This window comes from Paraburkholderia sp. HD33-4, from assembly GCF_021390635.1.
In the GTDB taxonomy this organism is placed as follows: domain Bacteria; phylum Pseudomonadota; class Gammaproteobacteria; order Burkholderiales; family Burkholderiaceae; genus Paraburkholderia.
In genome coordinates, this window is sequence record NZ_JAJEJS010000002.1 from 1,362,819 (window position 1) to 1,386,088 (window position 23,270).

Annotated in this window: 19 protein-coding genes; 12 read left to right on the forward strand and 7 right to left on the reverse strand. The window is 64.2% G+C overall.

Features of this window, described 5'->3' with window-relative positions:
* The first annotated feature begins 61 nt into the window (after positions 1–61).
* Positions 62–1,195 carry a porin gene (locus L0U84_RS26100; protein WP_233853991.1) on the forward strand — a complete coding sequence of 378 codons (1,134 nt, stop codon included), beginning with the start codon at positions 62–64 and terminating at the stop codon, positions 1,193–1,195.
* Positions 1,196–1,777: 582 nt separating this feature from the next.
* Positions 1,778–2,377: a lytic transglycosylase domain-containing protein gene (locus L0U84_RS26105; protein ID WP_233853992.1), complete on the forward strand. Its 600-nt coding sequence runs from the start codon at positions 1,778–1,780 to the stop codon at positions 2,375–2,377.
* 247 nt (positions 2,378–2,624) lie between these two features.
* Here L0U84_RS26105 and L0U84_RS26110 read toward each other — a convergent pair whose 3' ends face one another.
* Entirely contained in the window at positions 2,625–2,831 is a 207-nt protein-coding gene (locus tag L0U84_RS26110; RefSeq protein WP_233853993.1) for a hypothetical protein, read from the reverse strand.
* A gap of 336 nt (positions 2,832–3,167) precedes the next feature.
* On the opposite strand from L0U84_RS26110, the gene L0U84_RS26115 reads away from it, so the two are divergent.
* The 4 genes from L0U84_RS26115 (at position 3,168) to L0U84_RS26130 (ending at position 7,155) form a co-directional block, all read left to right on the forward strand.
* Positions 3,168–4,022, forward strand: a complete 855-nt coding sequence (locus L0U84_RS26115; protein ID WP_129958403.1) for a MurR/RpiR family transcriptional regulator — start codon at positions 3,168–3,170, stop codon at positions 4,020–4,022.
* Positions 4,023–4,142: 120 nt separating this feature from the next.
* Positions 4,143–5,234, forward strand: a complete 1,092-nt coding sequence (locus tag L0U84_RS26120) for a C45 family autoproteolytic acyltransferase/hydolase (RefSeq protein ID WP_233853994.1) — start codon at positions 4,143–4,145, stop codon at positions 5,232–5,234.
* A 5-nt stretch (positions 5,235–5,239) separates the two neighbouring features.
* Positions 5,240–6,568 carry an aspartate aminotransferase family protein gene (locus L0U84_RS26125; RefSeq protein ID WP_233853995.1) on the forward strand — a complete coding sequence of 443 codons (1,329 nt, stop codon included), beginning with the start codon at positions 5,240–5,242 and terminating at the stop codon, positions 6,566–6,568.
* Positions 6,569–6,600: 32 nt separating this feature from the next.
* Positions 6,601–7,155, forward strand: coding sequence for a carboxymuconolactone decarboxylase family protein (locus L0U84_RS26130; protein WP_233853996.1), 555 nt, complete (start codon positions 6,601–6,603; stop codon positions 7,153–7,155).
* A gap of 129 nt (positions 7,156–7,284) precedes the next feature.
* Here the strand turns inward: L0U84_RS26130 and L0U84_RS26135 are convergent, their stop codons facing one another.
* The gene (locus L0U84_RS26135) at positions 7,285–7,593 is read right to left on the reverse strand and encodes a DUF4148 domain-containing protein (protein WP_233853998.1); all 309 of its coding nucleotides are present in this window, start codon (positions 7,591–7,593) and stop codon (positions 7,285–7,287) included.
* Between the two features lie 320 nt (positions 7,594–7,913).
* Between L0U84_RS26135 and L0U84_RS26140 the strand changes: the two genes are divergently transcribed.
* The 4 genes from L0U84_RS26140 to L0U84_RS26155 all read left to right on the forward strand — a co-directional run bounded on the left by L0U84_RS26140 (position 7,914) and on the right by L0U84_RS26155 (position 11,532).
* Positions 7,914–8,339 carry an OsmC family protein gene (locus L0U84_RS26140; protein WP_062137154.1) on the forward strand — a complete coding sequence of 142 codons (426 nt, stop codon included), beginning with the start codon at positions 7,914–7,916 and terminating at the stop codon, positions 8,337–8,339.
* A 193-nt stretch (positions 8,340–8,532) separates the two neighbouring features.
* Positions 8,533–9,162: a TetR/AcrR family transcriptional regulator gene (locus L0U84_RS26145; RefSeq protein WP_129958400.1), complete on the forward strand. Its 630-nt coding sequence runs from the start codon at positions 8,533–8,535 to the stop codon at positions 9,160–9,162.
* A gap of 57 nt (positions 9,163–9,219) precedes the next feature.
* Positions 9,220–10,773 (forward strand): MFS transporter, encoded by a 1,554-nt coding sequence (locus L0U84_RS26150; RefSeq protein WP_233853999.1) that lies wholly within the window; start codon positions 9,220–9,222, stop codon positions 10,771–10,773.
* Positions 10,774–11,262: 489 nt separating this feature from the next.
* A complete protein-coding gene (locus L0U84_RS26155) occupies positions 11,263–11,532 on the forward strand; it encodes a YodC family protein (RefSeq protein ID WP_233854000.1) in 270 nt (89 codons plus the stop codon).
* A 75-nt stretch (positions 11,533–11,607) separates the two neighbouring features.
* Here L0U84_RS26155 and L0U84_RS26160 read toward each other — a convergent pair whose 3' ends face one another.
* Positions 11,608–11,919, reverse strand: a complete 312-nt coding sequence (locus L0U84_RS26160; RefSeq protein ID WP_233854001.1) for a superinfection immunity protein — start codon at positions 11,917–11,919, stop codon at positions 11,608–11,610.
* Positions 11,920–12,087: 168 nt separating this feature from the next.
* Between L0U84_RS26160 and L0U84_RS26165 the strand changes: the two genes are divergently transcribed.
* The gene (locus L0U84_RS26165) at positions 12,088–13,545 is read left to right on the forward strand and encodes a M20 family metallopeptidase (RefSeq protein ID WP_233856817.1); all 1,458 of its coding nucleotides are present in this window, start codon (positions 12,088–12,090) and stop codon (positions 13,543–13,545) included.
* Between the two features lie 124 nt (positions 13,546–13,669).
* Positions 13,670–14,773, forward strand: a complete 1,104-nt coding sequence (locus L0U84_RS26170; protein WP_233854002.1) for a malate/lactate/ureidoglycolate dehydrogenase — start codon at positions 13,670–13,672, stop codon at positions 14,771–14,773.
* Between the two features lie 19 nt (positions 14,774–14,792).
* On the opposite strand, the gene pdeR is transcribed toward L0U84_RS26170, so the two are convergent.
* The 4 genes from pdeR to L0U84_RS26190 form a co-directional block, all read right to left on the reverse strand.
* A complete protein-coding gene (gene pdeR / locus L0U84_RS26175; RefSeq protein ID WP_233854007.1) occupies positions 14,793–16,796 on the reverse strand; it encodes a cyclic di-GMP phosphodiesterase in 2,004 nt (667 codons plus the stop codon).
* A gap of 192 nt (positions 16,797–16,988) precedes the next feature.
* Positions 16,989–21,497, reverse strand: a complete 4,509-nt coding sequence (locus tag L0U84_RS26180) for a DEAD/DEAH box helicase (RefSeq protein ID WP_233854009.1) — start codon at positions 21,495–21,497, stop codon at positions 16,989–16,991.
* Positions 21,498–21,885: 388 nt separating this feature from the next.
* Positions 21,886–22,971: a phage integrase Arm DNA-binding domain-containing protein gene (locus L0U84_RS26185; protein ID WP_233854011.1), complete on the reverse strand. Its 1,086-nt coding sequence runs from the start codon at positions 22,969–22,971 to the stop codon at positions 21,886–21,888.
* Between the two features lie 13 nt (positions 22,972–22,984).
* Positions 22,985–23,263 carry a hypothetical protein gene (locus tag L0U84_RS26190; protein WP_233854013.1) on the reverse strand — a complete coding sequence of 93 codons (279 nt, stop codon included), beginning with the start codon at positions 23,261–23,263 and terminating at the stop codon, positions 22,985–22,987.
* Positions 23,264–23,270 lie beyond the last annotated feature (7 nt).

Consider the following 23,270-nt stretch of genomic DNA (forward strand, 5'->3'; position numbering starts at 1 on the left):
GCGCTACTCGATGAATTCGAAGATTCGGTGTTGAAGTACATAGTAAAGATAGGAGAGCGAAATGAAGGAGACGGCGTTGGCACTTTCATTGCTGGCGATGGCCGCCGCGGCGCAGGCCCAAAGCAGCGTCACCTTGTACGGGCGCATCGATAACGGCATCCAGTTCGAAAGCGGTATTCCAGGAGGCCACGCGTGGAGCGCGCAAAGCGGCAATTTCGGTTGCTCTTGGTGGGGGCTGCAGGGAAGCGAAGACCTGGGTGGTGGAACCGCGGCCATCTTCCAGCTGGAAAGCCAGCTGAACACGATGAACGGTCAACTGGAGGGCAATCTCTTCGGCCGTCATGCCACGATCGGATTCACCAATCCGAGCTACGGCACGTTCAAGATGGGCAACATCGGCGCAGGGGAGATTTCCCAGGATAGTTGGGGCACCGATCCTCAACTGATGCAGCGTTACGGAATCTCGTCGCTGGTGCGCGGGCGCAATTGGGCGAGTGCTGCAAATGCCTTCGAATATCAGACGCCCACCTGGAGTGGACTGTACTTCAGAGGTCAATACGCTCTTACCAACAACACTAGTTGGAATACAGCCGCCACGTCCACGGGGCAGGGTCGTACCAACGGTATTGAAGGTGTCTACACGTTCGGGATGGGCGATTTTCGCGTGATTTACGACGAAGTACGCGGTGCTGATGGCGCTTTCAATGATGTATACAACCACTCGCGTTCGTTGCTCGCAGGCGGAACGCTGGTGTTCGGGCCGGTGCATCTCTATGCCGGTTACCAGCACCTGAACGCACCCAATGCGACTGACGCGAGCGTCGGTGTGACGCCGGGCTCACAACCTGGCGGCGTCAGCGCACCGACCTCCGTGGATCACGAGTGGTTCGGCGCGGCATGGCAGGTATCCACCGCGACGGCGGTCACGGCAGCGCTCTACCACGCGAATGCCAATCACGGCAACGGCAATGCGACCTTGTACACGCTTGCTGCTACCTACAACCTGTCGAAGCGTACGTTCCTTTACACAGAAGCGGGCTATATCCACAACAGCTCGACGTCCAACCTCGCTTTGTACGACAGCGCTTATGGAAACAACAACTTCGATCCGGTGACCAACACGGCGTCGAATGGAAATCCGAATTACGGCCATAGCCAGGAAGGAATTTTCGCGGGCGTCATGCATCAGTTCTGAGCGCCTGCGAAATCGTAGAGAGTGCAAGGACTCAGTGAATCGGAGAAACCCTGTTTTTACTCTTCATTTGAAGAGGCCGGTGTGACAACTCCTCCAGACCCTCACACCGGCTATTTTTTCTGCTTGAAATGCCGCCAGGGCAGCTTAAAGACGTCGAGGCAACTGATATTGCTCATGCAATTGACTCGGTTTGCTAGTTCAACCACGAAGCACGGAGAAGGAAATGAGGAACCAGTGCGAATCCCTTCGGGTTATTGTGAGTGATTGGTTTGGACGAAACGGAAATTTCAGAATCACCCGACCAGATCGCTCGCGACACATGCCATGGCGAGTTGTTCGGGTAGAAGTCACGCGTTCGTCCGGAACGTTTGCGCTTGTCTTCTTTCGACATGAGGACGGGTCATGGTGCGTCTATCCACCCGCCAAGGTTTTCCCAACAATGAATTGGTTTCCCAATTAGGCATGCCTGCCGGGCACGCTTAACTTTGCTTTTGATTTTGTTGTTGACCCACCTTCGTCAGGCTGTTCTAGCGCAAGCACCGATGGAACCTCGTGACCAGGGACTTTTATGGAAAATAGGCCATGTTCGCGAACCTGAACGAAGATCTTATTGATTGGTCACGCACTATTGCTAACGGTCTCCGCGGCCTTGTCTTCGCTGCAATTGTGATTTTCGGCTCGCTAACGGGACTGTGCTATGGCGCCGATTCGCAAGTTGGGCCAACGCCCATGCAAATTGTCGACGTGCCTGGAGGCGAAACGCCCACTGCGGAAGCAATCGCCACCGTCGTGAACACTCGCTTCCATGTAGGATTGCACGACGCATTGGAGATTGGTCACGCGGTGATGAATGCAGCCAGGCGATACACAATCTCGCCGCTGTTGTTACTTGCAGTTATCGCGGTTGAATCCAGTTTCGATCGATTCGCGGTGAGTGTGGTTGGCGCCAGAGGGTTGATGCAAGTACTTCCGTCCCAGCACCAGGATCTTGTCCTTCGCACGTCGGATCTGACCGACCCGCGCACGAACGTCCGCATCGGGTCCGCAATTCTGCGTGACTACATCAGAGCGGCAGATGGGAACATCGAGTCCGCATTAGATCGCTATAGCGGGGGTGCCAAGGGCTATGCACAACGCGTGGCCGATCACTTGAGCATGATGAAGGCTGAATTCGGCTCGTAGTGCGGCTTGCTTGAGATGACCTTCTATCCAGCGAGCGGGGAGACCTGCAGTTTCAGCGAGAGCATTGCAGCCGAAATCCGACGGATGAACTACGCACGCAATTAGAACAAAGCCGACGTTCGTGTGACGACGCTGGTACGCCGGAATACGGCCGAGCGGCGACGAACGAGCGCTACCGGATTCAACAAATGCGTATTGTTGAGTCATTCAAATTCTGTGCGATTTCTGCTTCACCGGCGCTTTGAGTTCAAGTTCCATATTTCTTCCGGTTCGGCATTCGCACGATGTAAATTCCCTCCGGCAACGAGATCGCCACCTTCCCGCCCAGATCATCCGCGAGCATCTGTGCCGTCGCCGCACAGAACGTTGCGGTCTGTCGCGCCGTCGGTTTGATGGCGGTCAAGTAGGATTCGCTTGCGTCCAGATATTCCTGTACTCCGTCCGTACGGGTCATTGCGCCTTCCTTGAGTCCATGGTGCCTTCTTCAGTCCTTCCGCACGGGGCGAATTCGCCATGCGGTTCCTCGGCCGCTTCGAATATGCGGCGTGTCCTGCCTCTTGCTTCTTAAACGATCCACGGTAACCCTTCATTCCGTTCACCCCTGCACGAGCAGCCCAGGAGTTCTTTCCCTCACTCCACATGACTCCCTTAAAGCCGGAATGGTTGTTCTTCTGCAGTTGGCGATTTCGTAGCTTTTCTGAGAAGTTACAGTGTCTTCACCCGTTGAAACGCGCCTACCCGGTGGTAACATTTGTTGTCATCTTTCACCCCGGCGCCGAGCCACCTCACCATGCCAGACAGCTTCGATCAGCTCGTCGCCCTGATCCGGGCGCGCTTCCCCGAACTGAGCCCCCAGTTCCAGATGGGAGCGGGCTTCCTGCTCGATCATCCCGACGAGGTCGCGGTGTCGTCGATGCGCAAGGTGGCCGAGCGCGCGCAGGTGCAGCCCGCGTCGCTGGTGCGGCTTTCGCAGCAACTGGGTTTTCCCGGCTGGAACGAATTGCGCGATCTGTTCGTCGCGCGCGTGCGCACGCGGCCCGAGCCGTTGACGAGTCGGGCGCGCTCGATGGTCAAATCGAAAGATGCACTCGCGAACGACCTGCTCGTCGCGCAGCAGCACAATCTCGAAACGACCGCCGCGCACAACGGCCGCGTGATCGTTGAGGCGGCGCGGGTGCTGCGGCGCGCGCCGCACGTGCACGTGGCTGGCTTCCGCTCGTGTTACCCGGTGGCATTCGGTCTCGTGTACGGCTATCGGCTGTTTCGTCCGTCGGTATCGCTGCTCAACGGCGAGGCCGGCACGCTCGAAATGCAGCTGCGCACGATCGAGCGCGACAGCGCGACCATCGTCATCAGCTTCGCGCCGTATTCGGTCGAGGCCGCGCGCGTCGCCGAGGCCGCGCTCGAAAAAGGCAGCAAGCTGATCGCGATCACCGACAGCGCCGTGTCGCCGATCGCGCTGAACGCCGACAAGGTGCTGATCTTCTCGCACGAAAGCCCATCGTTCTTTCCGTCGCTGGTGGCCGCCACCGCGATCGCCGAGGCGCTGGTCGCGCATCTGCTGGCGCTCGAAGGCACGGACGCGCTCGAGCAGCTCGCTCTCGCCGAACAATCGTTGCACGCGAAGGGCGCGTACGTTCCCTGAGCGATTGCGGGAAGCACGCCGCACTCCAGCTGGTGCTGTCCAGCAATATTTGACAACAAATGTTGCGTTGGCGTATAAATACGTACTGATTGTTGAATATGGGTGCGACCCGTGGCGTCGATGCAGGGATTCAGTGTCTTTCAGGTCAGCGGTGAGCCGTACGAGATCGGCTATCGGCTCGGCGAAATCGCGCGGCCGGTGTTCGCCGATTACATGGCGCAAAGCGCCGCCTGGCAGGCGGTGCGGCGCTGGCGCGGCGCGCCGTTCGTGCAGACGCTGCGCGACGCGGCGCGCGCGCATTGTCCGGCGCTGCTCGCCGAACTCGACGGCATGGCGGCCGGCCTCGGCTGGGCCGCCGAAGACATATTCCTGTGGAACTGCCGCGGCGAGCTGATTCACAACGCGCCGGACGGCTGCACGACGCTTGCCGCCATCCCAGGCAGCGCCGGCAACCCGCGCTACATCGCGCACAACGAAGACGGCGACCCGTTTCTTCGCGAACGCTGCGCGATGGTCGAGGTCCAGCCGAACGGCCGCCCAGGCTTCGTCAGCTTCTACTATCCCGGCTCGCTGCCGGGTCATACGTTCGCGGCCAATCGCGCCGGACTCACGCAAGCCATCAATAACCTGCGCATCCGTGCGCCGGCAACCGGCGTGCCGCGCATGCTCATCGCGCGGGCGGTGCTCGACGCGGGCTCGCTCGATCAGGCGTTGCAGACGCTGCGCGGCATGCCGTCGGCGAGCGGTTTCCATCACACGCTCGGCTGTGCGGGCGACGCGCGGCTGTTCAGCGTCGAAGCGAGCGCGCGGCGCTGCTCGGTGCAGCCGGTGCGGACACTGTCGGGCCACGCGAATCACATGATTCATCCGGGCTGCGAAGCGGAAGCGCAGATCGTCACCGAGTCGTCGCGCGACCGGCAGGTGCGCGTGAACGCATTGTTGCCCGCGCTCGCCGCGGCCGGCCCGCTGCAACCGGCGGGCTTGCTCGACCTACTGCACGATCGCGCGCCGGCAGGCTTGCCGATCTATCGCGACGATCCTCACGATCCCGACGACGAGAACACCCTCGCCAGCGCGCTGTTCGAAATCGGCAGCACGGGCGTATCGATAAAGGCGTATCGCCAGCGGCAATGCGTGTTCGACACTTTCATCGCGTGCGCGACGCCCGGGCCGGCTCGCGCTTGTGCGCCTGCCGCCATCACCAGGAACTGACCACCATGTCCACCGTTTTCCATCGTTCTCCGAAGCAATCGTTGCCGGTGGCCGTCGCGGGCGACGGCATCGAAATCATCGACTCCACGGGCAAGCGCTATATCGACGCATCGGGCGGCGCCGCCGTGTCGTGCCTCGGTCACAGCAACCAGCGCGTGATCGACGCGATCAGGCGGCAAGCGCAACAGCTGCCGTACGCGCACACGTCGTTCTTCACGACGGAGCCGGCCGAGGAGCTGGCCAACCAGCTCGTCGCGAGCGCGCCGGCCGGACTCGAACACGTGTACTTCGTGTCGGGCGGCTCGGAGGCGATCGAGGCGGCGCTGAAGCTCGCGCGTCAGTATTTCGTCGAGAAGGGCGAGACGCAGCGGCGTCATTTCATCGCGCGTCGGCAGAGCTATCACGGCAACACGCTCGGCGCGCTCGCGATCGGCGGCAATGCGTGGCGCCGTGAGCCGTTCCTGCCGATCCTGATCGAAGCGCATCACGTGAGTCCGTGCTACGCGTATCGCGAGCAACGCGCGGATGAAACCGAAGAAGCGTTCGCGCAGCGTCTCGCCGATGAACTCGAGCAGAAGATTCTCGAACTCGGTGCGGACACGGTCGCGGCGTTCGTCGCGGAAACGGTGGTCGGCGCGACGGCCGGCGCGGTGCCGCCGGTGCGCGAGTACTTCCGCAAGATCCGCGCGGTGTGCGACCGCTACGGCGTGCTGCTGATTCTCGACGAGATCATGTCGGGCATGGGTCGCACCGGCTATCTGTTCGCGTGCGACGAAGACGGCGTGGCGCCCGATATCCTGACCATCGCCAAGGGCCTTGGCGCGGGTTATCAGCCGATCGGCGCAACGCTGGTCAGCGACCGCATCTATCAGACGATCGTCGGGGGCTCGGGCTTCTTCCAGCATGGCCATACCTATATCGGCCATGCGACCGCGTGTGCGGCCGCGCTCGAAGTGCAGCGCGTGATTGCGGAAGACGGGCTGCTGGCGAATGTGCAGGCGCGCGGCGAGCAGTTGCGCAGCCGGCTGCGCGAGCACTATGCGCAGCATGCGCATATCGGCGACGTGCGCGGGCGCGGCTTGTTCGTCGGCGTCGAGCTCGTGAAGGATCGCGTTACCAAAGAGCCGTTCGACGCCAGACTGAAACTTCACGCGACGATCAAACGCGAAGCGTTCGCGCGCGGCCTGATGGTGTATCCGATGGGCGGGACCGTCGACGGCAAGAGCGGCGACCACGTGCTGCTCGCGCCGCCGTTCATCTGCACGGAAGGTGATATCGACGAGATCGTCAGCCGCCTGAGCGATGCGATCGGCGCGTCGCTCGCAGCCGTCTGATATCCGAACCACCGCCCTCAACGAGAACGATGATGACCGAGCGCTTGCCTCACTTCGACACGTCCACCGCCACGCCCGAACAGAAGGCGGTGCTCGATGAAATCCTGTCCGGCCCGCGCGGCAATCTGAACGGACCGTTCCTCGGCTGGATTCACAGCCCGGAACTCGCTCAGCACGCGCAACGCCTCGGCGCGTTTTGCCGCTACCAGACCGGGTTGCCGCTGCGCCTGTCGGAACTCGCGATTCTGGTGACCGCTTCACGCTGGCAGGCGCAGGCGGAGTGGTACATCCACTATCCGATCGCGCTGCAGGCGGGCGTCAGTGAAGCGGACGCCGAGACGATCCTCCAGGGGCGCCGCCCCGAGTTCGCCAATGCCGACGACGCGCTGATCTACGGCTTCGCGAGCGAACTGTACGAGACGAAGCGCGTGACGGAGGCGACGTACGCGCGGGCGGTCGGGCGTTTCGGGCATCAGGTCGTGATCAACCTGGTCGGCCTGCTCGGCTACTACGCGCTGGTCGCGATGACGCTGAACGTGTTCGACATGCGCGCATTGGGACAGCAAAGTCTGCCGTTTCCCGAATAGCGAGTTTGCAAGCGAGCGGCGCCGTACTAGCGCCGCATGCGCCAACGAAAAGCCCCGGTTGCGGAACTTCGCAACCGGGGCTTTTCTACTGAGTGCCGCATTAACTGCCAGCACGATCAGTGACTACTTTTAGTTACCGCGATACGTCGAAAAGAGACGTTGCTGCACCGTCGTCGGGGCGCCTGCGTCCGACGAACTGGCCTTCGCGCCGCCGACATCCTGCGAACCGTCCGCCGAAGCCGTGACGATCGTCGAGCCTTGCGGCACGGCCATCGGATAGGTGGTGTCGTTCTGGTTCAGGAGGCCCGCTTTTTGCGCAGCTACGAGTTCGGCGCGCACCTGAGCGCGCGTGACCGGAGCGTTTGCCCGCTGGGCGAACGAAACTGCCGGAACGATCAGAGCGGATGCGACGACGACTGCGGAAATAAGCGATTTCATGATGACCTCCAATTGATTGTGTAGTGGATCGGTGTGAACTACGTTTCCCGATCCGTTGCACGCAGTCTATTTCTTACGAGGTCGGCAAAAAAGCGGCTTTCCGGTGAAATATTATTGCCAAATTTGAGATAGTGAAAAGGGTGGTCTTCCGCGCCGGCGCACGGAAGCGCCTATGATGAAATCCGGTCAACGCCCGCGCCTGCGGGCCGCGCGGCACCTGCGACCGATGCCCGAGCGCGGACACTTCTGGGCGGACCGCCGCGGCGGGCATCATCTTCGGTCGAGCAGCATGCGCGGCAAGGCACAAACAGGAGAGAGCAATGAAGCGCAAGGCATCGGCAGTCTGGCAAGGCGGCCTGCAGAACGGGAAGGGCTCGATTTCCACTGACAGCGGCGTCCTGAAGGACACCCAGTACTCGTTCGCGACGCGCTTCGCGGACGGCATCGGCACGAATCCGGAAGAGCTGATCGCGGCTGCGCACGCGGGGTGTTTCTCGATGGCGTTGTCGGCGGAGCTGGGCAAGGCCAACATCACGCCGGAGCGGATCGGCACCACGGCCACCGTCACGCTCGACAAGGACGGCGGCGGCTTCTCGATCACCGCGGTGCATCTCGACGTAACCGTGAAGATTCCGGGCGGAGACAAGGCCGCGTTCGACAAGGCCACCGCGGACGCGAAGGCCGGTTGCCCGGTGTCCAAGGTGCTGAATGCAACGATCACGATGGATGCGAAGCTCGAGACCTGAGCCTCTGCTGTCGCTGTCGTCTCGCAACGAAGCCGGCGAAGGGCGACGCCCGCCGCCGGCTTTTTACTGGCGGTCGTTGAATGAACGGATGACCCCGACGCCAGTAGGTCTACGAAAAGCCGTCCTTGATTTCTTGAACAGGCAGTCATAATATCCACGAACCGACGCCAACCAGGCAGCAAGGTCATCGCAATTGAGTCATTCAAAGCAAGCATCGAAAAAAGCCGGCGAAACATGCCCGCGGGGCCGTCCGCGCGAGTTCGACACGGACACCGTGCTGGCCAACGCGAGCCAGGTGTTCTGGGATCACGGCTACCACGCGACGTCGATCGACGATCTGTGCAAGGCCACCGGTTTGCTGCGCGGCAGCCTGTACGGCGTGTTCGGCGACAAGCACGGCATCATGCTCGCCGCGCTGGACCATTACTCGGAAGGCGCGGTCGCGCGGCTCGCGCAGCGACTGAGCGCGACGGCCGAGCCGGAGCAGGCGCTGCGCGACGCGCTGCTGCACTACGCGCGGGTGTCGTGCGGGTTGAGCGGCCGGCGCAGCTGTTTCATTACGAATACGACGCTCGAAATGCAGCCCGACGATGAAGTGCTGCGCGCGCGCGTCGCCGCGATTCAGCGCCGCATGGCAACTTTGCTTGCGGCGGCGGTGATTCGCGGCCAGGCGAGCGGCGCCTTCGATTCGACGCTCGATGAAAAAGCCGTCGGCGATTTCCTGCTCTGCGTGATGCAGGGCTTGCGCGTCATGGGACGGGTCGCGCATCGGCAGGATGCGCTGATCGGTATCGTCGATGTGGCGATGCGCGCGCTGGTGTAGCGCGTCGTCTGCGCACACTGACGCAAAATTTTTTAACTAATTTTTGAACGATCGGTCATGAAAAGCGAAGCGATCAAGTCCGCTCCGGCGGCATTCGGTGGATCCGCCAGCTGCGCGGCGTGCGCAGCGGGGGCCGTGAGCGGCCCTGGCGCGGTGGTGGCAAGCACGGCGATCGCCGCCAAAGGGGCGGCGCCAGGCTTCCCGCGCCAGGCGCTCGCGCTCGCCGTGCTGTTCGTCGGCGTCTTTCTCGCGCCGCTCGATTACTTCATCGTCAATCTGGCGCTGCCGTCGATTCACACGGGCCTCCACGCGAGCGACGCGCAACTGCAACTCGTCGTGTCCGCCTATGCCTCCGCCTACGCGGTGCTGTTGATCACGGGCGGCCGCCTCGGCGATCTGTTCGGCCGCCGTCGCATGTTCATGACGGGCATGGCGGCTTTCGTGATCGCGTCGGCGCTGTGCGGCTTCGCAACGAGCGGCCATATGCTCGTGATCTCGCGCATCGTGCAAGGCATCGCGGCCGCGGTGATGGCGCCGCAAGTGCTCGCGACGATCCGCGCGGTCGTACCGTTGCATCAGCAGACACGCGTGATGAGTCTGTATGGATTCGTGTTCGGCTTGTCGTCGATCGTCGGGCAACTCGGCGGCGGCGCGCTGATCACGTATCACCCGTTCGGGCTCGACTGGCGCGTGATCTTCCTGATCAACATCCCGATCGGCATCGCGGCGTTCATCGGCACATGGAAGTTCGTGCCGGAGAACCAGCCGGCCACGCATACCGGCGTCGATCTGAAGGGCGTCGCGCTGCTGTCGGCGGTGTTGCTGCTCGTCATCTATCCGATGACGCATGGCCGAGAAGCCGGCTGGCCCGCGTGGACCTTCGCGATGTTCGCGCTCGCGGTGCCGGTGTTCGCGCTGTTCGTCGCGACCGAGCGACGCGTCGAGCGCGGCGGCGGCCATCCGCTCGTCGATCTGCAACTGTTCCGCAATCGCGCGTTCGCGCTCGGCCTCGTGCTCGCGTTCCTGTTCTATTGCAATAGTGCGTTCTTCCTGACCTACGGCATCTTTCTACAGACCGGCCTGCACTGGACGCCGCTCGCGTCCGGCATCGCGATCATGCCGTTCGCGCTCGGCTTCGTGATCGGGCCGCTGACGTCGCCGGCCGTGGTCAAGCGAATCGGCGCGCACGTGCTGACGCTCGGCTTCTCGATGATGACGCTCGGCTTCACCGTAACCGGCTGGTCCGCGACCCAATCCGCGACGCCCGATCTGCTGTTCTACTGCGGGCTGGTCTGCGCGGGCGTCGGACATGGTCTGCTGTTGCCGTCGATCATGCGCATCGTGCTACAGGAGGTGGTGCCCGAGAAGGCCGGGCTTGCATCGGGGGTGGTGTCGTCGACGTTGCAGATTGGCTCCGCATTCGGCACCGCGGCGATCAGCGGCGCGTTCTTCGGGGCGCTCGGCGGCAGCGCGGCCCCCGCGTCGTATGCGCACGCGTTCCAACTGAGCCTCGCGATTAATGCCGTGCTGATGTTCGTGTGTATCGGCCTGAGCGTGCTGCTGGTGCGTCATCAACAAGGCGCGCGGCGCTCAGTCGCGCAAGCGGTTTGAAATTTGATTCGCTGGTAATCGTTTTCATTTGTTGGCTGGCTGAAAAAAATCGTTGAATTTGAACGAAGCGGTATAACGAATTGCGTGGTATTTACCGGCGATCTACTGGTTCACAGGTAATTCTGATTTAGATCAAACTGGCTCCCGCTGATTAACGGCTATGCGGCGCTGCGTCACGTTTTCTAAGCAGACGAATACCGCCTCGCATTTTCTACCGGCCTGCAAACGGCCTACAGTAAGTGTTGCGTATGTGCGGTAGCGCACATAGGGGTTACCCACAGCGTGTCGTGGGCATTTTCTTGGAGCGCCGGGAACTTTAGTCGTCAGGCGTCAGCTTCCGTCCCAGTGAAAACGGTATCAATAAAAAGCGCTTGCCGCGTTTAAATTCAATTGTTAATCTGTCTTAACTTTTAGAATGTTCATTCAGCAGGTCGAAGTCGATAAGCCGGGCTCAATGACTTAATAAAGCTCAAGATAGGGGGACGAAATATGCTGACCGCTACCATTGACGCGTTCCAGACAACATCCGCCGCCTTCAACGTGGGCGACGTCGTCAAGTTAAAAGAAGGGGGCCCGCGCATGACCGTGACGTACGCAGGCCCGGTAGCGCTGGATCCCGGTAGCTGGCTGATCTGTGAGTGGTTCGACGAACACGGCGAACTGCGCCACGAAACCTTTGCACCGCAAGCCGTGCGCGCGGAGCCGCGCTCGATCCCGGCGGGCTCGGTACAGTGGAGTCGCATCGGGCGCGCAGCCTGAGTGACGCAGGTGCACGTCGATCAATCTGTTTCCTGTTGTTCGTCTATTGCCCGTCGTATTCGAGCCCGAATCGTTTCAGCGCCCGGGCCGGTTGCGCGCAGCCTCGCGTCGCCGCACGCGCATCGTCAGCGCCGATGAAAACGCGCGCAAGGTCGACAGCTTGCGTGTCTCTACGACTTCACTAGCAAGGCTCTCCGCCGGATTCGGCTGTAGCGCCCAATACAGCGCGAGCATCCAGCCGAGCACGGTCCAGCCGAGGCAGGCGTTGAACAGCGCGAGCGTCAGCACGTCGCGGCGCTTGCGCCGGTCCGCGATGATCGCCGGCAGAAAATACAGCGCTAGCGCGAACGCCGCGCCGATGGCCTGAACGACCGCGTTGCCACCCATAAAAACTCCTGATGCGCGATGCATGTAGGGATTGTCGCTCGAATGGCCGTTGCGTGCCTCGCACCTGCGCATTCCCGCTCGGCATCCAATCGCTGCAAGGGGTTCAGCCCGACACGCATCGGGACTATCATGATCGTTTCGACTGAACGGTACTTCACGGACCCGATCATGATCACCGACGACACCCAGCAGGCCCAACTGAACCCGGACACACTACGAGAATTCGTCGAGCGCAAGTGGAACGACGAGATCGTGCCCGCGCTGACCGACTACATCGCGGTGCCGGCCAAGAGTCCGGCGTTCGATCCCGACTGGGCGAAGCACGGTTATCTGGAGCGCGTGATCACCGACGCCGCGCAATGGGCCGAGCAGCAACCGGTGCGCGGGCTGAAGCTCGAGGTGATCCGCTTGCCGGGCCGCACGCCGGTGATCTTCTTCGAGACGGCCGCGACGCGCTCGGGCAGCGACGAAACCATCGTGCTGTACGGCCACCTCGACAAGCAGCCCGAGTTCGATGGCTGGCGCAACGACCTTGGTCCTTGGACGCCGAAGCTCGAAGACGGCAAGCTTTACGGCCGCGGTGGCGCGGACGACGGCTACGCGATCTACGCGAGCCTGACGGCGCTCGCCGCACTCGATGCGCAGGGTGTCGAGCGTCCGCGCTGCGTCGGTCTGATTGAAACCTGCGAGGAGTCGGGCAGCTACGATCTGCTGCCCTACGTCGACGCGCTGCGCGAGCGGCTCGGTAACGTCGGGCTGGTCGTGTGTCTCGATTCGGGCGCGGGCAATTACGATCAACTGTGGCTGACCACGTCGCTGCGCGGACTCGTCGCCGGCGATCTCGAAGTGCAGGTGCTCGACGAAGGTATTCACTCGGGCGTCTACGGCGGCATCGTACCGTCGAGCTTCCGCATCATGCGGCAACTGTTCGACCGTCTCGAAGACTCCGCGAACGGCACGCTGCTGCCGAAGGGCTTCCATTGCCCGGTGCCGGCCGATCGTCTGCGCGAAGCCGAGGCCGCCGCAAAGATTCTCGGCGATGACGTGTGGAAGAAGATGCCGTGGGCGTGCGGCCAGGACGGCCGCCAGGTGCTGCCCACCACGACCGATCCGCGGCAGGCGCTGCTCAATTCGACGTGGCTTCCGTCGCTGTCGGTGACGGGCGCGGCTGGCTTGCCCGCGCTCGCCGACGCCGGCAACGTGCTGCGGCCGCGCACCGCGTTCAAGCTGTCGCTGCGTTTGCCGCCGACCATCGAAGCGGACAAGGCGGTCGCCGAACTGAAGGCGCTGCTCGAATTCGATCCGCCGTACAACGCGAAGGTCACCTTCAAACCCGATGCAGGCGCGGCGAGCGGCTGGAACGCACCGGAAGTCGCGCCGTGGCTCGCCACCGCGCTGAATGACGCATCGCGTCAGCACTTCGGTGCCGACGCTGCCTACATGGGCCTCGGCGGCACGATCCCGTTGATGAACGTGTTGAAGGCGGGCTTCCCGAAGTCGCAGTTCATGGTGTGCGGCGTGCTCGGGCCGAAGTCGAACGCGCATGGGCCGAACGAGTTCCTGCACGTGCCGTACGGCAAGAAGCTGACGGCCGCGGTTGCCGAGGTGATCGCCGCGGCGCCTTGAGTGCTGATTTCGTTTGAGTGGGGCTCGGGCATATCCGGGCCCCGCTGTTTATTGCCGCTGTTTTGAAGCAGCTGTCTGTTCCCGCCGTTTCATTCCTTCCGATCGAACCCCACCCACACGCTGAATGACCGACTCCCAGACTGCCCAAGCCACCACGCCCCGGATTCCGGCCGATCAACTGCATGCCTACGTCAGGGCAATCTGGGAGCGAGCGGGCAGCACGCCGCGCGAAGCCGAGCTGGTGGCCGATCATCTGGTGGCCGCGAATCTGACCGGGCACGACTCGCACGGCGTCGGCATGATCCCGCGCTATGTCGAGTCGCTCGCCGACAAGCAACTGCAACTGAATCGGCACGCCGACATCGTCAAGGACGCGGGCGCGATATTGACCGTCGAAGGCGGCAAGGGCTTCGGTCAGGTGATCGCGTTCGAGGCGATCGAGCGGGGCATCGAGCGCGCGCAGCGGCTCGGCATCTGCGCGGTCGGGTTGCGCGGCGCGCATCATATCGGCCGCATCGGGCATTGGGCCGAGCAGTGCGCGCGCGCCGGTCTGGTGTCGTTCCACTTCGTCAACGTCGCGGGCGATCCGCTCGTCGCGCCGTTCGGCGGCGCGGACCGGCGCATCGGCACGAATCCGTTCTGCGCGGCTTATCCGCGACCCGGCAAGCCGCCGCTCGTGCTCGACTTCGCGACCAGCACGATCGCGTTCGGCAAGACGCGCGTCGCTTATAACCAGGGCAAGCACACACCGCCCGGCGCGCTGATCGATCACGAAGGCATGCCGACGCTCGAACCGAAGGTCATGCACGAAGCGCCGTTCGGCGCGCTGACGCCGTTCGGCGGCTACAAGGGTTTCGGGCTGGCGGCGATGTGCGAGATTTTCGGCGGCGCGCTGTCGGGTGGCTTCACGACGCATGCGGACACGCTCGGCACCACGCATGCGATCATCAACTGCATGCTGTCGGTGATCATCGATCCGGCCGCATTCGACGCGCCCGACGCGCAAGCCGAAGCCGATGCGTTCCTCGCGTGGGTGAAGGCGTCGCCGCTCGCGGCGGGCACCGAGCGCATCTACGAACCCGGTGAGCCCGAGCGCGTGACGCGGGCGCAACGCGAAGCCGCCGGCGTTCCGATCGACGCCGCCACGTGGGCGCAAATCCACGCTGCGGCGCGCGCCGTCGGGATGAGTGAAGACGAAGTGGAAGGTTGGTCCGCGCGCCTCGACTGAAGCGCGCGACAGCATAGGCTCAGGCGATCAGCCTGAGCTTGCGCCGATCGAGCAGCCAGCGCTCGAACTCGGTGGCGGGCATCGGCCTCGCGTACAGGAAGCCCTGCACGTAATCGACGCCGAGCCCCTTCATGAAGGCTTCTTCCGCTTCGGTTTCGATCCCTTCGGCGACCACCTGGAAATCGAGCTCCTGGGCGACCGCGACCATCGAGCGCACCAGTGCCTGTGCCTTCATGTCGGCGTGGATCGAGCGCGTGAAGCTGCGGTCGAGCTTGATCACGTCGAGCGGAATACGGCCGAGTTGCGACAGCGACGAGTAGCCGGTGCCGAAGTCGTCCAGATGCACCTGCGCGCCGAGCTGGCGGAACTGCTTGATCAGCTCGATCGCGGCCGCTTCGTTTTCGATCAGGCAGCTTTCGGTCAGCTCGAGATCGACGAGGCAAGGATCGAGGCTCGCATGCTGCAACGCCTCGGTGAAATGACGGACCACGGCCGTATCGGTGAGCTGTCGCGCCGACACGTTGATCGCGACGCGCAGGTCATAGCCGGCCGCCTTCCAGCGGGCCGCCTGCTTCGCGGCGGTTTCCATGACCCAGCGGCCGAGCACGCCGATCAGCCCGGATTCCTCGGCATAGCGGATGAATTCCACCGGCATGATCTGGCCGCGCTCCGGCGAATTCCAGCGCACCAGCGCTTCCGCGCCTTGCACGGCACCCGTGGCGAGGTTCAGCTTGGGCTGATAGTGCAGCGCGAACTGGCCTTCCTCGAGTCCGCGGCGCAGATTCGTGTCGAGCCACATGAACTCCGCGACCCGGCGGTTCATGTCCGGAGAAAACACGCGATGCGTGCGCTTGCCTTCGTCCTTCGCGACGTACATCGCGGTGTCGGCCGAACGGATCAGCGATTCGAGACTGTCGCCGTGCTCCGGCCAACACGCGATGCCGATCGAGCAGCCGGTATAGACCTCGACCAGCCCGACCGCGAACGGCATGCGCATGCGGTCGAGAATGCGCTGCGCGATGTTTTCGAGCAGATGCGCTGAGCCCTTCGCCGCGAGCACGATGAATTCGTCACCGCCCAGGCGTGCGAGCGAGTCGCCCGGATTCAGGCAGTTGCGGATCGCATCCGACACGTCGCAGATCAGCCGGTCGCCGAACACGTGGCCGTAGTGATCGTTGACCTTCTTGAAGTTGTCGAGATCGAGAAACAGCACGCCGACGGTTTCGCCGGGCGCGGCCTGTTCGATCGCGATCTGGATGCGCTCCTGGATCGCATTGCGATTGGCGAGGCCGGTGAGCGGGTCGGTGGTGGCCTGCTCGATCAGGCGGTCCTGGGCGAGCCGTTGCTCGGTGATGTCGGTGCCCGAGCAGATCAGGAACTGGTCTTCGATGCCGCTGCCGCTGCGCACGAACTTGTTGCGAAACAGGAACAGCCGCTCGCCGTGCACCGTTTTGATGCGCCGTTCGATCTCGTACGGCTCGCCGCGATTGAAGAAGTTCGCGCTGACCTGGTTCGAGACCACGTCGCCGTCGGACGACATGAACAGCGTCCACACGCTGCGGCCGATGATGTCCTCTTCCCGGAGGCCGGTCAGCTCCTCGGCGAGCCGGTTGAAGCGCTGTATCCGGCCGTGCCGGTCGACGATCACGACCACCGAATTGACCTCTGAGACCACCTGTTCGGCGAACGACAGACCGTGCAGCAGCGCGCGCGCGACGGATTCGGTGTCGGCATGGGCCGACGCGGTGCCGCCCCAGCTGTGGCAGTCGAGTTTCTTGCCGACCAGATGCAGCCGCAGCGGCGCTCCGTCCAGCTGCACGTCGACGACCACGTGCGAGGTCACCCCGCTCAGCGCGCGGACCTGGGAGGCTTGAGAAGACGTGAGGGGAATGGCGACGCCGGCAGCCGCGTGGCCGTGCACTGGCACGAGTTCCAGCGTGTCGCTGGCCGCCGCTAGGCGCCAGCAAGGGCTGCTCGTGCCGAACCGCGCGTGAAGCACCTGGTCGTGTAGCTCGTCGCTCATGAAATCCCCGGAGTGTGCCGGCAGTCCCTACCAAGGCGGGCGGCCGCAGACAGTCTTCCTCATACTAAATTGAATCTGTCTTATTGTATCTAAGCGTGACAATTCGAGCGAAGAATCATTAACGTTTTGCTAACAATGGACGCGGCCCGCCGCGCGATTATTGCGCGGCAAAACGACACCATGATGACGCCACTAGAAGCGGTGCGCCAGCAACGCGCGGGCGCGTTCGCGCTCGATCGGACTGGCGTCCAGCGGAGCGTCGAACCAGAACTTGCCGGCCACCAGCGTGGCCGCCACCACGCCGTCGCGATACAGCAGGCGGTTTCCGGCCACGGCCGGCACCTTGTCGCCGACCAGCAGCGTGCCGGCCAGATTCAGCGGGTCCGTCCCCGCGACGCAGATAAGCGCACCGTCGTTCGGCTGCCGCCGCACCTCGCGCAGCAGCGGAATCGCCTCGGGCAGCGCGAACTGCTCGCCCGCGAGCCCGTTGACGAAGCGTCCGCCGCGGATCACGCCGCGCGCCTCGAGCCGCTGCAGCACGCGCAGCAGATCGCGCCACGGCGGCAGCCATTCGGCCTCGCGTTCGAGCACGCGCCAGAACACGACACCGTAGCGCCGCAACAACGTCATCGCGACGTGTTCGAGCACCTCGGGCGGCAACTGACGCCGCCGCTCGGGCGGATTTTCCGGCGCGACCGCGGACGGGCGGCTCACGAGCGCCCAGCGCCCGGCGTCGTCCATGCCGCCGATCAGCGCGCTCGCTCGCGCGCGCCGGCCGCTGGAAAACGCGTTGCGTTTGGCGACCGGCTTCAGCAACGCGCGCAGGCCCGCGAAGCTGTCGGAGTTCGCGAGGCCGGCCGCGACCAGCTCGCCGAGCGCGTTTTCGAGCTCCATGCGCAGCACGCGCACTTCGGCGAGCAGTTCGTCGAAGAACATCGCACCGTGTTGCGCGAGGGTGTCGTGCACGCTTTGCGCGAGCGCCGACAACTCGAGCTGGCGCGCCGGATCGAGCAGCGCGCGCCACGCCCGCAACTGCGCGCGTGGCAGCAGCACGATCGGCGTGGCGCGGACCGGACCGGCGGCTCCGCGCGCCCGCTCGGTCAGGCGGGTCCAGACGATCTTGCCGGCGCGGCATAGCTCGTCGAGCGAACTACTCGTGTAGGCGCGCACGCGCGCCGGCAGGATGTCCTCCTCCCACGCGCCGGCCGCGGCCTGGAAGCCTTCGAGCTGTTCGAGCGCGGCGGCGAGCGCGTCGCGGCCTTCGGCGCGCGTGGTTGGCGTCAGATGCTGCCATTCGAACAGGAAGCGCATGAAGTCGTGCCGCTCGACCGGCTCGATTTCACGCCGCAGCCGCTTCACCGTATAGCGGTGAATGCGTGCGAGCAGGTGCCGCTCGCACCATTGCTCGTCGCTCGTATGCGGCGTGAAGCGGCCGCGCAACAGATAGCCTTCGGCTTCGAGCCGGATCAGCGCCTGTTCGATCCGGTCGAGCGGCAAACCGAGCGGGCGCGCGATTGCCTCGACCGTCAGCGGGCCGAAGCCGGTCAGCCGCGCGCGCAGTACGTCGACGAGCGCGTCGTCGGCGCTCCAGCTCTCGGTGTAGCCCTTCGGGGCGCTCAGCGGCGGCGTGTAGCGATCGCGCGCGATATCCGGGTACAGCGCTTCGAAGCTGGTGAGGCGTTCGGCGGGCAGCCACAGGGCGTTGTCATCGTGGTTGTCGTTGGCGGTGCTCGCGTTCGCAGGCGCGGCCAGCGGCAAGCGCGTCGCCCTGCCGGCTTTCGCCAACGCCGCCAGCAGCGTCGGCCAATCTTCGTGCGCGCGCGCCTCGGCCTCGGTGATGCACGCGAGGCCCGTCAGCGCTTCGTGCATTTCGTCGGCGGTGCGCGCTTGCGGCCACGCTTCGTCGCGCACGCTGTCGATCGCGGCGGCGTCGAGCGCGCCGAGATCGTCGGCGCTGGCAGGGTCCGTCCAGCGGCGGTTCAGCACCGCCTGGGTGCGGCGCTCCTCGATCGGCGCGTCGTCGAGATACGCATAGGGCTTCGCGGTCAGGATTTCGGCGGCGAGCGGCGACGGCGCCGGCAGATCGCGCGCGACGAGCCGCAACTCGCCGTGCTCGATGCGGCGTAGCAGTGCGAGCCAGCGTTCGCTGTCCATCGCGTCGTGCAGGCAGTCGTCGATGGTTTGGTCAACTAATGGGTGGCGCGGCACCTCGCGTTCGCCGACGACGTTCTCCAGACACGCGGCCTGCTCGGGAAACACGCTTGCGAGCAGATCCTCGCTGCGCATGCGCTGCAGTTGCGGTGCGGTCTTGCGGCCGCCCGTGTAGCGCGGCAGGCCGAGGGAGGTCGTCGCATTCCAGCGCCAGCGCACGCCGAATAACGGCGCATCGAGCAGCGCCTGGATCAGCAGATGTTCGGCGCTGTTCGAATGCAGATAGCGCCAGACCTCGTCGAGCACGAACGAGTGGCTGCCGGTCAGTGACAGCACGATCGCGTCTTCGGTGGCCGCGGCCTGCAGCTCGAAGTTGAAGCTGCGGCAGAAGCGCTTGCGCAGCGCGAGCCCCCACGCGCGATTCACGCGGCTGCCGAACGGCGAGTGGATCACGAGCTGGGTGCCGCCCGATTCGTCGAAGAAGCGCTCCATCACGAGTGTGCTCTGCGTCGGCAGCACGCCGAGCGCTGCACGTGCGCGCGCCAGGTATTCGACGATCTGCCGCGCGGCGGGTTCGTCGAGCGCGAGGTTGACGGCGAGCCAGGCGATGGCGTGGTCGAGGAGTGGGGTGGAGGGTTCGTTTTCAGGGTCGCGCTCCGTCAGCAACGCCTCGACCTGCTGCCGCAGTCGCGCGACGGCGAACGACAGCTCGTCGCTGCGCCCCGGCGCCTCGCCGAGCCAGAACGGAATGTTCGGCGGTTGCCCCTGCGCGTCCTCGACGCGCACGCGGCCGCTTTCGATGCGCAGAATCCGGTACGACGCGTTGCCGAGCTGGAACACATCGCCGGCGAGGCTTTCGACCGCGAAGTCCTCGTTGACGGTGCCGATATTGAGCGCCTGTGGTTCGAGCACGACCGCGTAATCGGCGTTCTCCGGAATCGTGCCGCCCGAGGTCACCGCGACCAGCTTGCCGCCGCGCCGGCCGCGCAGCGTGCCGCTGACCGCATCGCGATGCACGTAGGCGGCGCGCGGACCGTGCCGGCTCGTGTAGCCCTCGGCGAGCATGCGCAGCACCGCGTCGTATTGCTCGCGCGCCAGATCCGCGTACGGCGCGGCGCGGCGCAGCATGTCGAACAGCGCATCCTCGCTCCACTCGGCGCTCGACACCTCCGCGACGATCTGTTGCGCGAGCACGTCGAGCGGCGCGCGCGGGATGCGCAGCGCATCGAGCTCGCCACGCCGCACGCAATCGAGCAGCGCCGCGCATTCGAGCAGATCGTCGCGCGAGGCCGGAAAGAGCCGCCCCTTTGGCATGCCGCCGACGTGGTGGCCAGAGCGGCCGACGCGTTGCAGGAACGGCGCGATCGCGCGCGGCGAACCCATCTGGCAGACCAGATCGACGTCGCCGATATCGATGCCGAGTTCGAGCGACGCGGTCGCGATCAGCACGCGCAATTCGCCGCGTTTCAGGCGCTGTTCGGCGTCGAAACGATGTTCTTTCGCGAGGCTGCCGTGATGCGCGGCGACCGCGTCCTTGCCGAGCCGCTCGGTCAGATGGCGCGCGGCGCGCTCGGCCATGCGGCGCGTGTTGACGAAAACCAGCGTGGTGCGATGCTGCGCGACCAGTTCGGCGAGCCGGTCGTAGACGCGTTCCCATACTTCGTTGGCCATCACCGCTTCGAGCGGCACCGGCGGGATCTCGAGCGCGAGGTCGCGGGCGCGCACGTGGCCGACGTCGATTACCGCGCACTCGGCCGGCACGTCGCTGTCGAGGCTCGCGCCGCCGACCAGAAACCGCGCGACCGCGCTGACCGGCTTTTGCGTCGCCGACAGCCCGATGCGCGGCAGGCGCTGGGCGCACAGCGCGTCGAGCCTCTCGAGACTCAGCGCGAGATGACTGCCGCGCTTGCCGCCCGCGAGCGCATGAATTTCATCGACGATCACCGTGCGCACCGTCGCCAGCATGCGGCGGCCCGAATCCGAGCCGAGCAGCACGTACAGCGATTCGGGCGTCGTCACTAGAATGTGCGGCGCGCGCTTTTTCAGCGCATTGCGTTCCTGCTGCGTGGTGTCGCCGGTGCGCACTGCGGTGCGGATGTCGAGCGGCGGCAGGCCGAGCGCGTCGAGTTCGGCGGCAATGCCTTGCAACGGCAGTTGCAGGTTCAGGCGGATATCGTTCGAAAGCGCCTTCAGCGGCGACACGTAGACGACGAGTGTTTCGTCGGGCAACGCGCCGTTGTTCGCTTCGCCTTGCGTTACCAGGTCGTTCAGCGCGGACAGGAACGCGGTCAGCGTCTTGCCGGAGCCGGTCGGCGCGGCGACCAGCGTCGAGCGGCCGCTACGGATTTGCGGCCAGGCGGCGGCCTGGGCGTCGGTTGGGGCGGCGAAGGTTTTCTGGAACCAGTTGGCCACGGCTGGGTGAAAGCCGTCGAGCGCCTGTTGGGCCGGCGCCAGCGCAGGCGCGGCGGCGCGCGCCGCGCTCGCGGTGGAGCGTGCCTTGCGGGAACGGGGCGCCGCGTCGAGTGCGGCGGTGGTTTTGGCCGAAGTCATGCTCGGGTAGGTGAGGGCGGCGCGGGGGATATCCAGTGGTTGCGCGGTTGGGTTGCAAACATCTGAAGTCGCCCGGTTTGGCGGTTGCAGGTCGTTCCACCTGAGCGGGCAATAGCGCTCAGTCTCGCAGGTTTTCGGCACTCGTGCGCGGCGCGTCGGGCTTCACGTTGCTGCTGGAATTCGTAGTTTTTGCCGCGCGCGCCCCTCCTGCCGGTCCCCGCCATTTGCAGTACGCTTGTCGACTTCTCCCTGCACCCACGATGGAGCGTCGACGATGCGATATAACCAGTTGGGCCGTACCGGTGTGTTTGTTTCGGAAATGTGATTAGCCGCGCAATCCCTTGCTGGGCGTGGCCTGTTCAAAATCTGTTCAACAGATGTTCAGAACTCAGGCGCTGATCTTAACGCGGATCGGTTCGATACCCCGGCTGTCAGCATACAGATCGGCAGCGGTCTCTGTCATATGTCCGAGCAGCGCTTTCGTGTCAACGCCTCCCTGCTTTTCGTACAGGCGCTTCGCAAGACTGCGAATTTCGTGAAAGCTCGGCGCGTCGTCGCCAGTGATGCCGGCCAACTCGCGCGCCTCCATGAAAGTCCGGCTAAGGGAATCGATCTTGACCGGCTGTCCGCTCTTTGCGCCGCCCTTATTGCGCACATGGTGGATCAGATACTTGCTGACGACGCCGGTCGACTTGCATCGCGCGATGACCTCAGCGAGTGACATGCCGAGCGCATCCATGCGGAGCGCAGTCGGGATCTCGACATATACCTTCGTCTTCCTCCGGAACGCCGTCGCGATGCCGTCTTTCACGGACGAGCGCTCCCAGCGTGCTACCGTCGAGCGGTCCTGTCCGGACACGAGCGCGAGCAGCATGGCGTTTTGCAGCCAGTCGCAAACCTCGGGCGCCTTCTCGAAGATCGCGTTGAACTCTTCTATGCCGCGGAGGCGCCGCCGCTTGACGGTGATCCTTTCCTGCTCGGTGTTGGCGGCCGGATTGCCGTTTGTGATCCAGCCGAGCGCGGCGCCACGCTTGCAGACGGCGACGAGCCGGGTTCGGATGGTCCGCGCGTAGGGCGCTTTCCCAGCGTCGATCAGGGCTTCCAGAATGTCGGCAATGTGTTTCGTCGTCAGATCGGCACATGGCACTGACCCTATGCACTTCGCTATGTGCGCATCGTGGTACTTCCGGCCCCGTATGGTGCTAGCGGCGCCCTTGACCGGCATCTTCTTCAACAGGTCTGCGACCGTGTGCTGCTCCTGCGCGACGCGCTCAGCGAGCGTCCTGGCGATCGTCCCGCCCTCGACGACGAGATTCGCTTCCTGCGCCTCGTGGATGGCCTGCGCGAGCGGCATACGGCCTAGAACGTGTGTCTTGCCGTCGCGCGGATCGCGCCATGTGTAATAGCCCGCGCGCGGTTCGTGCAGGTTCGCGGGCCAGTTGGCGCGTTTGCGGATTCGTGGGCGCGGGCTCATCGAGTCCTCGTCATTACCGAACCCTGGTCAGTGCGACTAGCAGCGAGTCTTGCTGTCGCTCAGTGAGATGGGCTGCATGGTCGATCACGATGCCGGTCAGAATTTTTCCATACCATCCATGATCGAGCCATGATGGTTCGACGACTTTCAGATCAGTCCGCTTCAGCTTGTGTGCAAGGCACCTGTCATAGTTCGTTGCAGATGCATGGCAGGAAACGTAGATTGCGCCAATGGGTGCATCCTTCATTTGTTTCGTCGTGCGGCCTGTGCCGCGGTCGGTATCAATCATCATATGGCTC

What these genes read in the sequence shown, in the direction of transcription:
- L0U84_RS26170 (WP_233854002.1), top strand. Translation starts at nt 13,670, where the DNA reads ATGACCGACTCCCAGACTGCCCAAGCCACCACGCCCCGGATTCCGGCC.
- L0U84_RS26190 (WP_233854013.1), bottom strand. Translation starts at nt 23,263, where the DNA reads ATGATGATTGATACCGACCGCGGCACAGGCCGCACGACGAAACAAATG.
- L0U84_RS26185 (WP_233854011.1), bottom strand. Translation starts at nt 22,971, where the DNA reads ATGAGCCCGCGCCCACGAATCCGCAAACGCGCCAACTGGCCCGCGAAC.
- L0U84_RS26155 (WP_233854000.1), top strand. Translation starts at nt 11,263, where the DNA reads ATGCTGACCGCTACCATTGACGCGTTCCAGACAACATCCGCCGCCTTC.
- L0U84_RS26140 (WP_062137154.1), top strand. Translation starts at nt 7,914, where the DNA reads ATGAAGCGCAAGGCATCGGCAGTCTGGCAAGGCGGCCTGCAGAACGGG.
- L0U84_RS26150 (WP_233853999.1), top strand. Translation starts at nt 9,220, where the DNA reads ATGAAAAGCGAAGCGATCAAGTCCGCTCCGGCGGCATTCGGTGGATCC.
- L0U84_RS26125 (WP_233853995.1), top strand. Translation starts at nt 5,240, where the DNA reads ATGTCCACCGTTTTCCATCGTTCTCCGAAGCAATCGTTGCCGGTGGCC.
- L0U84_RS26105 (WP_233853992.1), top strand. Translation starts at nt 1,778, where the DNA reads ATGTTCGCGAACCTGAACGAAGATCTTATTGATTGGTCACGCACTATT.
- L0U84_RS26110 (WP_233853993.1), bottom strand. Translation starts at nt 2,831, where the DNA reads ATGACCCGTACGGACGGAGTACAGGAATATCTGGACGCAAGCGAATCC.
- L0U84_RS26180 (WP_233854009.1), bottom strand. Translation starts at nt 21,497, where the DNA reads ATGACTTCGGCCAAAACCACCGCCGCACTCGACGCGGCGCCCCGTTCC.
- L0U84_RS26100 (WP_233853991.1), top strand. Translation starts at nt 62, where the DNA reads ATGAAGGAGACGGCGTTGGCACTTTCATTGCTGGCGATGGCCGCCGCG.
- L0U84_RS26165 (WP_233856817.1), top strand. Translation starts at nt 12,088, where the DNA reads ATGATCACCGACGACACCCAGCAGGCCCAACTGAACCCGGACACACTA.
- L0U84_RS26160 (WP_233854001.1), bottom strand. Translation starts at nt 11,919, where the DNA reads ATGGGTGGCAACGCGGTCGTTCAGGCCATCGGCGCGGCGTTCGCGCTA.
- L0U84_RS26135 (WP_233853998.1), bottom strand. Translation starts at nt 7,593, where the DNA reads ATGAAATCGCTTATTTCCGCAGTCGTCGTCGCATCCGCTCTGATCGTT.
- L0U84_RS26115 (WP_129958403.1), top strand. Translation starts at nt 3,168, where the DNA reads ATGCCAGACAGCTTCGATCAGCTCGTCGCCCTGATCCGGGCGCGCTTC.
- L0U84_RS26120 (WP_233853994.1), top strand. Translation starts at nt 4,143, where the DNA reads ATGCAGGGATTCAGTGTCTTTCAGGTCAGCGGTGAGCCGTACGAGATC.
- L0U84_RS26130 (WP_233853996.1), top strand. Translation starts at nt 6,601, where the DNA reads ATGACCGAGCGCTTGCCTCACTTCGACACGTCCACCGCCACGCCCGAA.
- pdeR (WP_233854007.1), bottom strand. Translation starts at nt 16,796, where the DNA reads ATGAGCGACGAGCTACACGACCAGGTGCTTCACGCGCGGTTCGGCACG.